The 13,184-nt window shown below is 70.6% G+C and carries 10 protein-coding genes; 4 read left to right on the top strand and 6 right to left on the bottom strand.

Annotation, left to right across the window (positions count from 1 at the left end; translation table 11 throughout):
- Positions 1-27: 27 nt before the first annotated feature.
- Both AB0D59_RS03165 and AB0D59_RS03170 read right to left on the bottom strand, forming a co-directional pair.
- Positions 28-3,237 carry a discoidin domain-containing protein gene (locus tag AB0D59_RS03165; protein ID WP_362560852.1) on the bottom strand — a complete coding sequence of 1,070 codons (3,210 nt, stop codon included), beginning with the start codon at positions 3,235-3,237 and terminating at the stop codon, positions 28-30.
- A 289-nt stretch (positions 3,238-3,526) separates the two neighbouring features.
- Positions 3,527-4,354, bottom strand: a complete 828-nt coding sequence (locus tag AB0D59_RS03170; RefSeq protein ID WP_362560067.1) for a FadR/GntR family transcriptional regulator — start codon at positions 4,352-4,354, stop codon at positions 3,527-3,529.
- A gap of 246 nt (positions 4,355-4,600) precedes the next feature.
- Here AB0D59_RS03170 and AB0D59_RS03175 point away from each other — a divergent pair, with 246 nt between their 5' ends.
- Complete coding sequence (locus AB0D59_RS03175) at positions 4,601-4,924, top strand: L-rhamnose mutarotase (protein WP_362560070.1); 324 nt, start codon at positions 4,601-4,603, stop codon at positions 4,922-4,924.
- Between the two features lie 25 nt (positions 4,925-4,949).
- Here AB0D59_RS03175 and AB0D59_RS03180 read toward each other — a convergent pair whose 3' ends face one another.
- The 3 genes from AB0D59_RS03180 to AB0D59_RS03190 form a co-directional block, all read right to left on the bottom strand.
- The gene (locus AB0D59_RS03180) at positions 4,950-7,094 is read right to left on the bottom strand and encodes an EAL domain-containing protein (protein ID WP_362560073.1); all 2,145 of its coding nucleotides are present in this window, start codon (positions 7,092-7,094) and stop codon (positions 4,950-4,952) included.
- Entirely contained in the window at positions 7,091-7,903 is an 813-nt protein-coding gene (locus tag AB0D59_RS03185) for an SAM-dependent methyltransferase (RefSeq protein ID WP_362560076.1), read from the bottom strand. The genes AB0D59_RS03180 and AB0D59_RS03185 overlap by 4 nt, the downstream gene beginning before the upstream one ends.
- A 349-nt stretch (positions 7,904-8,252) precedes the next feature.
- Positions 8,253-9,221 carry an SCO0930 family lipoprotein gene (locus AB0D59_RS03190; protein ID WP_362560079.1) on the bottom strand — a complete coding sequence of 323 codons (969 nt, stop codon included), beginning with the start codon at positions 9,219-9,221 and terminating at the stop codon, positions 8,253-8,255.
- A 269-nt stretch (positions 9,222-9,490) separates the two neighbouring features.
- On the opposite strand from AB0D59_RS03190, the gene AB0D59_RS03195 reads away from it, so the two are divergent.
- The 3 genes from AB0D59_RS03195 (at position 9,491) to AB0D59_RS03205 (ending at position 11,914) form a co-directional block, all read left to right on the top strand.
- Positions 9,491-10,099, top strand: coding sequence for a hypothetical protein (locus AB0D59_RS03195; RefSeq protein ID WP_362560082.1), 609 nt, complete (start codon positions 9,491-9,493; stop codon positions 10,097-10,099).
- Positions 10,100-10,130: 31 nt separating this feature from the next.
- Complete coding sequence (locus tag AB0D59_RS03200) at positions 10,131-10,895, top strand: DUF4239 domain-containing protein (protein ID WP_362560084.1); 765 nt, start codon at positions 10,131-10,133, stop codon at positions 10,893-10,895.
- Positions 10,896-11,125: 230 nt separating this feature from the next.
- Positions 11,126-11,914: a hypothetical protein gene (locus AB0D59_RS03205; RefSeq protein WP_362560087.1), complete on the top strand. Its 789-nt coding sequence runs from the start codon at positions 11,126-11,128 to the stop codon at positions 11,912-11,914.
- 80 nt (positions 11,915-11,994) lie between these two features.
- Here the strand turns inward: AB0D59_RS03205 and AB0D59_RS03210 are convergent, their stop codons facing one another.
- Complete coding sequence (locus tag AB0D59_RS03210; RefSeq protein ID WP_362560090.1) at positions 11,995-12,939, bottom strand: hypothetical protein; 945 nt, start codon at positions 12,937-12,939, stop codon at positions 11,995-11,997.
- Positions 12,940-13,184 lie beyond the last annotated feature (245 nt).

Consider the following 13,184-nt stretch of genomic DNA (forward strand, 5'->3'; position numbering starts at 1 on the left):
TGCGGGGACGGCGCTTCGGCTGACCGCTCAGAAGCCGCCGTAGGCCTGGAGCTCGTAGACGCTGCCGCCGTTCCAGCTGGAGCCGGTGACGGTCAGGCGCAGATAGCGGGCGGTGACGGGCTCGTCGGCGAAGGAGTAGTCGGTCTGCGTGACGGTGTTGTCCGCGGTGTGGTCCTCGAAGGTCGACCACTTCTCGCCGTCGGTGGAGTACTCCAGGCGGTACCGGTAGCCGCTCGCCTTCTCGAAGGTGGTGACCACGGCGGAGACGCTGGTGTCCTTGCCGAGGTCCACCTGGAGCCAGGACGGGTCGGGCAGGCCGAGGCCCTGCGCCCAGCGGGTCGTCAGGTCGCCGTCGAACGCCTTCGCGGGAGCGTATCCGTCCGAGTCGGAGGACGCTGTCGCCGTCCTGTCCAGGGCCAGGTCGTCGTCGGGCGGGGTGGTGACCTCCACCGCCGGGCCGGGGGCGGAGGCGTTGAGCTCGGCGTCGCGGGCGACGACGGTGAAGGCGTACTTCGTCCCGGGCTTCAGGCCCGAGACCCGGTACGTCGTGTCACCGGTGACACCGATCCGCGTGCCGTCCTGGTAGACGACGTAGCTGGTCACCCCGGTGTCGTCGGAGGCGGCCGGCCAGCTGACGTCCACCAGGCTGGGCAGCAGCGCCTTGGCGGTCGGCTGTCCGGGGCTGCTGGGGGCGGTGTGGTCGGAGCCGGGTGCGCGGGCGGTGCCGTAGACCTGGAAGTCGTAGATGCTGCCGCCGTTGCCGCTGGAGCCGGTCACGGTCAGTCGTACGAAGCGGCCGGTGACCGGGGTGTCGGTGTGGGCGTAGTCGGTCTGCGCGGTGGTGTTCTGGGTGGTGTGGTCCGCGAGGGTCCCCCAGTGGACCTCGTCCGGTGACACCTCGATGCGGTACTTGTAGCCGCTGCCCTTCTCGAAGGTGGTGATCGCGCCGCTCACGTCGTACGACGCGCCGAGGTCCACCTGGATCCAGGACGGGTCGGGCAGGCCGAGGCCCTGCGCCCAGCGGGTGGACAGGTCGCCGTCGACCGCCTTGGCCGGGAGGTTCCCCTCCGAGTCGGAGGACGCGGTGACCGGCTTCTTCAGCGCCAGGTCCGCGCCGTCGGGCATCGTGACCTCCAGCGACCTGCTCGGCGCGGACTCGTTGCCGGCGGCGTCGCGGGCGGTGACGGTGAAGGTGTACGTCCGTCCCGCCGTGAGGCCGAAGACGCGTACGGAGGTCTTGCCGGAGGCGTTGACCAGCTTGCCGTCCTGGAAGACCGAGTAGCCGGTGACGCCGGTGTCGTCCGTGGCCGCCGTCCAGCTGAGGTCGGCGACGGTCGGGAAGTCGGTGACCGAGGTCGGGTCGCCGGGTGCGGTGGGCGCCTGGTGGTCTGTGACCGCGGGGTCCGGGTCGAGGTGCTGGTAGGCCTTCTCCAGGCCGGCGTTGTTCACGATCGAGGCGGGCAGCTGGTCGCAGGAGCCGACCGTGATGTTGCCGCCCACGTCGTTGTTCTGGCTCAGGTACTGGACGCTGAAGGCGGGCTGGGTCGTGTAGTTGCCCCGGGCCGTGTTGTCCTGGGCGTGGTTCATCAGCAGCCACTGGAAGGCGACGTCGCAGAACGCGTTGCCGGTGTTCTCCCAGTGCCGGCTGCCCTCGTCGTGGTAGACGGCGCCGTAGGCGGGGGCCGGGACGCCGTGGATGTAGTTGCCGGTGACCTTGCCGCCGGGGTCGCTGCTGAGCGTGTAGATCGCTCCGCCGTCGGCCTGCGACTTCATGATGTCGCTGATCTCGTTGTCGCTGACGACGTTGTCACGGCTGATGGTCGGGGTGTCGGAGACCGGGACGCCGGCGTTGCCCGGGTAGGCCGAGTTGCCGCCCTGGTCGGTCAGGCCCCAGCCCCAGCCGACGGAGATGCCGCTGTAGGGGAGGTCGTAGACCTTGTTGTGGGTGATCACCGTGGAGTCGGTGTAGCCGGCCAGGATGCCCAGCGAGCCGTTGTACTGGTCGGCGGCCTTGGTGACCACGTTGTCCTCGACCAGGGTGTCCTTCGTGATGTCACGGGCGTCGTCGGGGTGGGCGTCGCCCCAGGTGACTCCGCCGATCTGGATGCCGGTCGAGGCGATCTGGCGGAAGACGTTGCCGATGATCGTGGTGTGCTGGGTGCCGGTGTTGAGGTTCAGGCCGACGGCGCCGAGGTGCGTGAAGGTGTTGCCGGTGAACTCGATGCCCTGCCCGTGGCTGACGTTGACGGCTCCGGGCGTCTTCTTCCAGTTCAGGCGCGTGGAGTCGAAGGTCGGGTTGTCGTCGCCGACCATCCGGAAACCGGCCTGCCCCTCGATGAGCCCGTCGGCCGAACTCGGTTCGAGCCAGGTGGAGTAGGAGAAGGTGATGCCCTCGAAGGACACGTTCGCGACGGGGTGGTCACGGGTGCCGTTCAGGTCGACCAGGTCCTGCACCACGGGGACGGTGACGTCCGCGGTCTTCATGTTCTCGCCCTGCTCGGGCATGTAGTAGATCTCGCCGGCGCCCTTGTCCAGGTACCACTCCCCCGGGCTGTCCAGCAGCTCGCGGGCGTTCTCCAGCCAGGTCGGGGTCTGGATCTCCTGGCCCTGCTGGAGGTTGGCGTTGTGCCAGCAGGGCTGACGCACCGTCATCGTGGTGCCGGAGATCGACGCCACGGGGCAGCGCATCAGCTTCCAGCCCCAGGAGCTGACGACTTCGAGGTCCGCGGGGTGCTTGTAGGTGCTGATGCCGGCGTCGGTGAAGGTGTAGCCGGTGGCCGTCTTGGTGAAGCCGGCCGGGTTCTTCCCGCTGCGGGCGCGGGTCCTCAACTCGCCGTTGACATAGAGCTGGCGGGTGTCGAGGCCGGTCAGCTTCGCCTTGTAGACCTTGCCGTCGGCGTCGGCCCTGGTCCAGCCGGTGACCTGCTTGCCGCCGCTGACGACCGGGTGCGCGCCGGGCGCGGCCTCGTAGACGATGTGCTGCCCGTCCCGGCCGGAGTCCTCGGCGGTGAGGGCGAAGGTACGGCTGAGCCGGTACGTGCCGGACTGCAGCCGGACATGGATGTCGCCGTCGACCTTGCTCTTGGCGTCGCGCACGTAGTCCCGTGCGTGTTCCAGTGTCTTGAAGGGGTGGTCGGCGCTGCCCCGGCCGGTGTCCTTGCCGGTCGGGGAGACGTAGACGGTGAGTCCGGACGCTTTCGGGGCCGCCTGGGCAGGGGCGACGGCCAGGGGGGCCATCGCCAGGGCAACGGGCAGGGCGGCTATGAGGGTTCTCGGCAGGGGCACGGCTCTGCCCCTGCGCACAGACAGAAGAGACACAAAGATCCAATCGCCTGGTGGGATGGAGCACGGAACCGGGTCGTCCGCCCGGTTCCCGGGGTGCGGGCCTTCGTCGTACGGGTGCGGGCTTGTGGGGGCTGGTCGCGCCCACGCGGCGGAGCCGCATATTGATACAGCCCCGCGCCCCTGAAAGGAGCGCGGGGAACTGCGCGAGCAACCACCCACGGGCCGCACCGCGCCGACCGGCCTACGACACCGATGTCTGCGGCGGAAGGCCGGAGTCCCCGGGACCGCTGTCCGCCGGCGGCCGCGCGGGTGCCCCGGGGGCGGCGCGCTCGCCGAGGTTGAACAGTCGGTCGCGGATCTTCCGCTCGAACTGGCTCTGGGTGGTGGCGATGTGCTCCACCATCAACTCGCTCGCGAGATCGGCCTCCCCCGCGGCGACCGCCTCTGCGATGGCGAGATGCTGTCGTGCGGCGACCTCCAGCGAGCCGGGGGCGTCGCCGTGGAAGAGCAGCACGTCGGACTGGGACGCGAGGCGCCGTACCCCGGCGACGCTCGACCGCAGGAACACGTTGTGCGAGGCCGCGCCCACCGCGTCATGGAAGGCCTCGTCGGCCCGGGCGAAGGCATGCCCGTCGTTCTGCTGGGCCGCCGTCAGTGAACTCCGCGCGCCCTCCCGGATGGTGCGGACCTCGATGGGGGTGGCGAGGCCGGCGGCCCGGCGGGCCGTCTGCGACTCGATCACCGTGCGGTAGTCCAGCAGCATCAGCACGTCTTCCATGCTCGTCGGCCGGAAGTGCGACAACGGGTCGTCCACCAGCCCGCCGGACACCTCCGCGACGAAGATGCCGGCACCCCGCCGCACGCTCAGCCGGCCGATGGCGGCCAGGACCTTGACGGCCTCACGCGTGACGTTGCGGGACGCTCCCAGGATCTCGGCCAGGCCCGCCTCCGTGGGGAGCCGGTCGCCCGGTCGCAGGTTCTGCTCGGCGATGTGCTCCAGGAGTTGTTCGGCGACCAGTTCGTACCCCGGCCGGTAGGGACCGTCGGAGACCGGTGACGGATCGGCCACGGTGTACCACCTCATCGATGTTCGGATTAATCAGGTTCATCGGCGGTGGTCACTATGACATCCGCGTTACACGGAGGGAAGATGCCGGACGGAACTGGTTTCAAGTGCCGGATGAGGCAGGGGAATACCGCCCGTAGGCGACATCTCTGAGAACCATTGCGCGAGAAGGATCAGATCCTTAGGGTCCTGCCCATCAGATGAAACTTATTCTTCGCCGCTCGTCCCTCAGGAAGGAAGGTGAGCCCGATGCAGCGCTTCGCCGCCGTCATCCGGTTGCGCCCGGAGAAGGAGTCGGAGTACCGCGCACTGCACGCCGCCGCGTGGCCGGGCGTGCTGGCGGCACTCAAGCGTGCCGGGATCGGCAACTACTCGATCTTCCTGCGGGACGGGCTGCTGTTCAGCTACCTCGAATACTCGGGGACCGACTACGCCGCCGACACCGCGGGGATCGCCGCAGACCCGGTGACACGCGAGTGGTGGGCGCTGACCGACCCCTGTCAGCAGCCGCTGGACACCGCCGCCGAGGGAGAGTGGTGGGCCCCCGCCGAGGAGGTCTTCCACCTCGACTGAGGGCCCACGAAGGGACGCCGGGTCGTCAGCCCGTCGCGTCCACCAGCGCCAGGTCGTGCAGGCGCTCCGGTGGGCCCGGACGGGCGTAGTACCAGCCCTGGGCCGTGTCGCAGCCCAGTATCCGGAGTTGTTCCGCCTGGGCACCCGTCTCCACGCCCTCCACCGTGACCGCGAGGTCCAGGCTGTGGGCCAGGGAGACGATGCCCTCCACGATCTTGAGGTCGACCGGGTCCGCCGGGAACTGCTGCATGCTCTGGGTGAAGGAGCGGTCCAGTTTGAGGATGCTCACCGGGAGGCGGCGGAGGTTGGCGAGGTTGGAGTAGCCCGTGCCGAAGTCGTCCAGGGCGATGTCGACGCCCATCTCGGCGAGCCGGCGCAGGGGCTTGAGGAGGTCGTCGTCGGCGCCGATGAGCGCCGACTCGGTGACCTCCAGGCAGAGCGCCTCGGGGGCCACTCCGGTCCGCTCCAGGATGTCCACCGTGTCCTGGACCAGGCCGGGGTGGGAGAGCTGGCACGGGGACAGGTTGACGTTGATCCGCAGCGGGCCGGCGCTGGTCTGCTCGCCGTACCGTTCTCGCCAGTCGCGGGCCTGACGGATCGACTCCTCCAGGACCCAGCGGCCGAGCGGCACGATCAGGCCGGTGTGTTCGGCGAGCGGGATGAACCGGTCGGGGCCGAGGACGCCGTGCTGCGGGTGCAGCCAGCGGACCAGCGCCTCGGCGCCGCGCACGCTGCCGTCGCCGAGGTGGACCAGCGGCTGGTACTCGATGAAGAACTCGTTGCGGTCCAGGGCGGCGGGCAGCGCCGTGGTCAGGCCGTGCCGGGTGATGGCGCGGGCGTCGGCCTCCGGGTCGGCCAGCTCGAAGCGGTTGCCGCCCGCCGACTTGGCCCGGTACATCGTGATGTCGGCGCTGCGCAGCACCTCAGCCGGGGTGCGCTCGCCCGCCGGGCCCTCGACGATGCCGATGGAGCCCCGGACCATGAGTTCACGGCCGTCGACGCTGATCGGGGTCACCAGGGCGTTCATGATGCGGTCGGCCAGGTCGTCGACCTCGCGTTGGGTGGCCGGTCCGGTGGTCAGCGCCACGAACTCGTCGCCGCCGAGCCGGGCGACCATCTCGCCGGGTGCGGTCGCGCAGGACTGCAGCCGGTCGGCGACCTCCACCAGCAGCCGGTCACCCGCCGAGTGGCCGAGGCTGTCGTTGATGGTCTTGAAGCCGTCCAGGTCGAGGTAGCACAGCCCGAAGCGCTGGCCCTCACCGGCGGCCAGGGCCTTCTCCAGGCGCTCGAAGAACAGCGTGCGGTTGGGCAGGCCGGTGAGCGCGTCATGGGTGGCCTCGTAGCGCAGCCGCAGGTTGAGCAGCCGGCGCTCGGTGGTGTCCTCCATGAGGGCCAGCTGGTACTGCGGGTCGCCGTCCGGGTCCCGGAGCAGGGAGACGGTCAGGTTGGTCCACAGGACCGTTCCGTCGGAGCGGTTGAACGCCTTCTCGACGTGGTAGTGCTCGCGGTCGCCGCGCACCAGCTCCTCGTAGAGCCGCCAGGTCTGCGGCGCGTCCTCGGGATGCGCCCACTCCATGACCTTGCGGCCGCGCAGGGTCTGCTCGGAGCCGCCGAACATGCGCAGCAGCGCACCGTTGACCTGGAGGACGTTGCCCTCCAGATCGGCGATGCAGATGCCTATCGCCGCGCCCTCGAAGACGGCGCGGAAGCGGGCCTCGCTGGCGTGCAGCGCCTGCGCGACCACGCCCTGGGCCCGCAACGCGGCCTGCGCGATGGCCTCCTGCTCGGCCAGCGTACGCTCACGGAGCGCCTGGGCGAACCCGGCGGCCATCGCGTGCTGGATCCGCGAGGAACGCATCCGCAACTCGTCCTGGGGGCCGTCCCCGCCGCAGTACAGGGCCAGATAGGCGTCGACGCAGTCGAGGGTTCGGGTGAGCGCCTCGGGGTCGGTGCAGTGCGCGTCGATCAGCGCGGCCCCCACCTGCCGGGTCTCCTCGGCGTCGAAGCCGTGCGCCAGCAGCACCTCGCTCAACCGGCGGGCCAGCGGGAGGAGTTGCTCCTCGAACTCCGGCCGGGTCAGGGACGTCGAGGTCACCGGGAACACCGCCCGGCTCCAGATCGTCGCGAACCGGCGCAGTCTGTCCTCCGGGCCGTCCGGCTCCGCGATCACGCCGCGATCCCCACGCCGGCGAATCCGGAGAAGGCATACGGATCCTCGTCCTCCGGCGCCGACTCCGGCCGCCAGAGCGGCATCGGCACCAGTCCGGGTTCCACCATGTCGTACCCCTCGAAGAACCTTGCGATCTCGTCGCGCGAGCGCATGACGAGCGGGTTTCGAATGTCCTTGTATACGTCCACCGCGCTCTCGGCCCGCTCGGGTGACAGCGGGATTCCCTCGTACGAGGCATGCGTGAGGATCAACAGGCTGCCGGGCGCGAGTGCTTCGCGCAGCTGTGCCACTGTCTCGTACGGGTCGTCCGTGTCTTCCACGAAGTGCAGTATGGCAACGAGGAGCAAGGCGACTGGCCGATTCAAGTCGATGAGGCTGCTCACCTGAGGGCTCGACAGGATCTCCTGGGGCTTGCGGAGGTCCGCGGCGACCACGTCCGCCGCCTCGTTGCCCGCGAGCACGGCCTGGCTGTGGGCCACGGCCACCGGGTCGTGGTCGACATACACCACCCGTGCGCCGGGGTGCGCCGTCTGGGCCACCTCGTGGACGTTGCCGAAGGTGGGGATGCCGGAGCCGATGTCCAGGAACTGGTCGATGCCGGCTTCCACCGCGAAGCGGACGGCGCGCCGCATGAAGGCACGGTTGGCCTGCATGATCTTCGGCAGGCCCGGCAGGTACGTCATCGCCTTGCGGGCCGCTTCCCGGTCGACCTCGAAATTGTGCGAACCGCCCAGGTAGTAGTCGTAGATACGCGAAACGCTCGGCACCGAGATGTCGATGCTCCGTGGGGCCCAGGCGGGACGCTCCATGTATCTCTCCAAGGCTCAGGCGATCCGGTGTTCGAGCAGAGGCTACTGATCGCCCGCGAACTGGGCGAGTGGAACCGGAAATTGACCGTCCGTTCCCGGTCATCACCTGGGAATTCCGTGTGCGCTTTGGGGGTGTTCGGGCAGTCCGTCGGATGCGGGTGCGATGCAGGGCACATACGGGTGCGACACAAAGCACAGGAGCCCGCCCCCTCCGTGCGGTGTGGAGGGGGCGGGCGGTCGTGCGCCGTTGTGTCGTCCTCCGGGACTCTCGCTGGCCTCTGCCCTCCCTTCCGCGATGCGCGAATGTGGACTTGGGCGGGGCGATCAACCCTGGGGAGGTGATCCCTTACTAGCTCGGCGCGCCGACCAGCTTTCCTTCGGGCGAGACGGCGTACCAAGTGCCGCCGACGCCCTGACCGTTGGTGTCCCCGGCCTTCGAGTCGCCGGAGAACGTGTAGATCGGCCAGCAGTTGACCGTCATCTGCTTCTGGCCGTTGTCGGGCCGGGTGAAGCCCATCAGGCCCTTCTTCTGGATGCCCTTGGTGTCGTTGGTGGCGACCTCGGCGACGGCCGGCCACTTCGCCAGGCAGTCACCGGTGCAGTTCGAGACGGACTTGGGCCATGCCTTGTCCTTGATGAAGCGGTAGACCGTCCTGCCGTTCTTGTCGACGACGATGTCACCGAGCTTGGCGTCCTTGCGGACGGACAGGCCGGGCAGGTCGGCCAGGGTGGCCTTCTTGCCGTCGGGGGCCAGCGCGAACCACTTACCGCCCACGCCCTGGCCGTTCACGTCACCGGCGTTGACGTCCTTGGCATAGCGGTACACCGGCCAGCCGCCGACGGTCAGCTGCTTGGTGCCGTCGGAGCGGGTGACCTCGCCGAGCAGCGCCTTGTCGATGCCCTCGCCGGCCGAGGCGTCGTCGGCGGGCACCGGAGGCCAGGTGGTGGCGCAGTCGCCGTCACAGTTCGACTTGGGAGGGTTGGCGGTGTCCGCGTCGAAACGGTAAAGAGTGAGGCCGCTGCCGTCGGTCAGCACATTGCCCAGATCGGGGTTGCTGGCGACGGTCAGTTTGCCCGCGGGCTGGACCGTGGCCGGGGAACTGGATGCCTGACTGCCGTCCGCGCCGTAACCGTTGCCGGCACCGGTGGAGGGGCTGGTCACACTGCCCACGCTGCCGACACCGGCCGGGGCCGTGGCACCGACGTTCTGGGCCGCCGAGGACGGAGTGGTCACATTGTCCTGACCGCATCCCGTCGTCAAGACAAGCACGCCTGCGGCCGTGGCCACCAGAGAGGCGCTCCTCCAGGAGGTCTTCATCTTCAACTCCCCATACATCGCCTGGATATTGCAGCGCCTGTGCGCCGCCGCACGACACCAGGTACGGACGCCGGGGGCCGAAGTGTTCAACGGCCGCACAAATTTCTTTCCGGACACCGTGCCCCCGGGGCCCCTCCCGCACGGACGTACGCTTCGAGCCAACCGACGGGCCGTGTGATTCAAACCGGTTTACGCCACCTGTCCCCCGTTCGGGCCAATCCCTCCGCACTCCGGCGTACGACGGCACTCGACGCCTCATGATCTCGGTCGTGCATGCACCCGAAGCGACCCGACTCGCGCCCGTCCCGAGGGTGTTGGCTCTGCTGACACTCACCTGGACCCTGGTGGGCTGCCCGGTCGGCACGGCGTCGGCCGACGCCTGCGCCTACGCCTCGACGGGCCCCGACGGCACTCACGCGGTGGCCGTCGCCGGCGGCTCCTGGCCCACTCCGCCCTGCCCGCCTCCCACACCGCCGCCCTGCCCCACGCCGACACCCACGCCCACCCCCACCCCGACGCCCACACCGCCCCCGAAACCGACTCCCGCACCCAAGCCCACCCCCACGCCGAAACCCACCCCGAAGCCGCCGCGCCCCACCCCGCCGGCCCCGGCGCCACCGCCGCCGCCCCGGCGGGCGCCGGCCCCGAAGCCCGCGCCCACCCCGCCACCGGCTCCCCAGCCCAAGCCGAGGCCGACGCCCACTCCGACCCCGTCGCCGAAGCCCACCCCGCGGCCCTCACCGACCCCGGTGACCTATCCGCCGTACCGCATCCAGTCCACCGGGACGACGGCCCCGAACCGTACCTCTCCGGTCACCTACGTCCTGCTCATCGCCGTACCCGCCATCGTCGCCATCGCCGCGTTCCGCGCGCGCTGACGGCCGGCCCGCTGATTTCTGGAGGCTTCCGTTGCCGGATTGGCTTGTTCTCGTCCTCGCGATGCTCGCGGCCTGTGCCGTGGTGGTCATCATCACCCTCGTACGGCACAAGAGGGCGGCGGAGGACGAGGATCCCTCCGAGACGCCGGACGTCATCGAGTACATGACCATGTGGATCGGCGTCATCTACGCCATCGTCCTCGGTCTGGCGGTGGCCGGGGTGTGGGAAGCCCGCAGCGCCGCCCAGGACCATGTGCAGGCGGAGGCGCAGGCGCTGCACGAGATCTATGAACGGGTACGGGTCTATCCGCCCGACGCCCGCGACCGGATCCGCGCGGACGCCGAGGCCTACGCCCAGCAGGTCGTCGGCAAGGAGTGGAAGGAGATGGCCGACCACGGCCGTCTCACCCCGCGCGGTGCGGATCTGCTCGCGAAGATCCGTCAGGACGTCACCGACTACCAGCCGAAGACCGACTTCCAGGCGCAGGCCTACCAGCCGCTGGTGGACCAGGTGGCCGCTCTCGACCAGTCGCGCAGCGCCCGGGCCGACTCGACCGGGGCGACCATGCCGAACGTGGTGTGGTTCGGGCTGCTGACCGGGGCCGCGGTCACCATCGGCATGGTCTTCGCGCTGCAGATCAGGCGCACCCCACGCGAACTGATCCTGGCCGGGCTGTTCTCCGCGACCATCGCCTTCATGCTGTTCCTGATCTGGGACTTCGACGAACCGTACAGTCGCGGCATCACAGCGACGGCCCAGCCCTTCCTGAACCTCTTCCCGCACATCAGGGGTTAGGGGTCCCGGACCGCCGGGGGCCATCCGTGGGGACATCCCGCCGCGCCACGCCGCGGGTGTCCCCCGGGTGCCGTATCCGCATCCCCCGGTCGGCCCAGCCGCGTCCCCCGTTCGCACTACTGCGTTCGCGCGCGTGTGCGGATGTTCCTAGCGTTCCGATCATCGAGGCGCATTTCCGGCACGAGCGGAACAGGTCCGCGGACAGCTCCTCGGGGACCGGAGGAACGACCATGCACGCGATACGCCTCGCTTCGGCCGCACTGCTCGGCATCGGCGCCCTCGTCCTCGGCGCTCCGGCCGCCCTCACGGACGACCAGGCCGACGGGGGCCGTGACAGCGGCGAGCGTGCCTCCTTCGGCGTCCACGTCACGCCGTCCACCGTCTCGGCCGGCGGCCGGATCACCCTGCGACTGAACCGCGACGACGGCTGCCGGGGTGCCGCGACGGTCAGCTCGGACGTGTTCGACACGGTCCGGATCCCGGAGGGACGGGACTCGGTGGCGGCGACGGTCCACCGGGACGCGAGTTCACAGGCCTCGTACCGGGTGACGTTCGACTGTGACGGGGCCAAGGGGTCGACCGAACTCAGCATCGCGGGCAGCCAGTCGGAAGAGAGTCGCGCGGCCGGCCGGTCCGAGGGGCGCGCCGACGGCCAGACCGAGGGCCGCACCGACGGCCGGGCCGACGGCCAGACCGAGGGCCGCACCGACGGACGCACCGACGAGCACGCCGATGACCAGTTCGACGACCGCACCGACCAGCGCGCGGACGGCCGTACCGATGGCGGTGTCGACGGCGGTGTCGACGGGCAGTCGGACAGCCCTACCGGCGGCCGTGAGGAACTCGACCCGCAGCCGGTCCCGCCCGATCGCGGTGTGCGGGCCGGTGCGGGCGGCAGCGTCGGCGGGTTCGATCCGAAGGAGATCGGTCTCGGCGCCGCGCTCGTCCTGGGCTCGGTCGGCACGGCGTACGGCATCGCGCGCCGGCGGTCCGGCGAGGGCGGCGAGGGCGGTGCCTGACCACCTCCCGCCCGCCGTCCGACCGTGCGGCTCTTCGCCCCGGTCCTGCGCGGGGCCGGGGCGAAGACGGCCCGCACGGGTCAGAGCCGCTTCTCGTGCCGACGGCGCAGCCAGAACCCGCAGCCTGCGAGCACGGCCGCGCCCACCAGCCCACCGCCGATCGCCATGTCGGCCGGGGTGGCCCCGCTGGAGACGCTGCCGCCGAGGCCGCCCCTGACCCCGCCGAGCACGAAGAACGCGGACGGCCGGGTCAGGGTCCGCCCGTCGCAGCGGACCGTCAGGTCGTACGGGCCGGGGCGGGCGTCCCGCTCGATGGTGGCGACACCGCGCGCCATGTCGCCGCCGAACGGGAACAGCGAGGTCGTCCGGAAGGCGCGGGAGCTCATGGAGCCCCTGCGGCAGCCGTTGACGGTGACGGTGAGGCGGGCGCCGCTCGTGAGCGCCCTGGGCTGGGCGAGGATGTTGCGCACCCCGAAGCCCCGGCCGCCGAATCCGTCGCCGAACCCGTCACCGCCAATGCCGCCGCCGAATCCGTCGTCACCGTTCCCGCCGCCGAACCCGTCGTCACCACGCCCACCGCCGAACCCGTCGTCACCGCGCCCACCGCCGAACCCGTCGTCACCGCGGCCGCCGAAGCCGTCCCCACCCCGCCCGCCGAAGCCGTCCCCGCCTCGACCGCCGAAGCCGTCCCCACCCCGGCCGTCTCCGCCCCTGCCGTCCCCGCCCCTGCCGTCCCGGCCCCGGCCGAAGCCGCCTACGCCGAACCCGCCGACGCCGTATCCGGGAACGGCGACCCCGGGTACCGCCGCGATGCCGGGGGCGACCCCGACGCCGGGCGCGACACCGACACCGGTTCCGGGGGCGACACCGGTTCCGGGGGCGACGCCCACCCCACCGACGACCGGGGCTTGGGTGTTGGCCGGGCCGCCGCCGTTGCCCATGCCGTCCGCGACGGCCATGGGGGCGGCGGCTCCGAGCACGGCGACCACCGTGCACGCTGCCGCGAGGGCACGTGAGTTTCGCATCTCTTCCTCCGCGGAAGGCGCCCCGGGAACCGTCCCCGGTAGATCGGCGAGAAAGCACCTCCCGAATAGACCCTCAGATGCCTTGAACACGCCCGCATTTCGAGAATGGTCCGTCCTGGTGAGGGGACACGCCGAGCGAAAAGCACACAATCGGATATTGCCGCAGGTCACGGACCGTCAGAAAAATCCTGGTAACGGCAACTCGGATGGCGCACCGGAATGGGCGCGGGCCACCCGTTCGCCCG

The sequence above is a fragment of the Streptomyces sp. NPDC048417 genome, assembly GCF_040651615.1.
GTDB lineage: Bacteria > Actinomycetota > Actinomycetes > Streptomycetales > Streptomycetaceae > Streptomyces.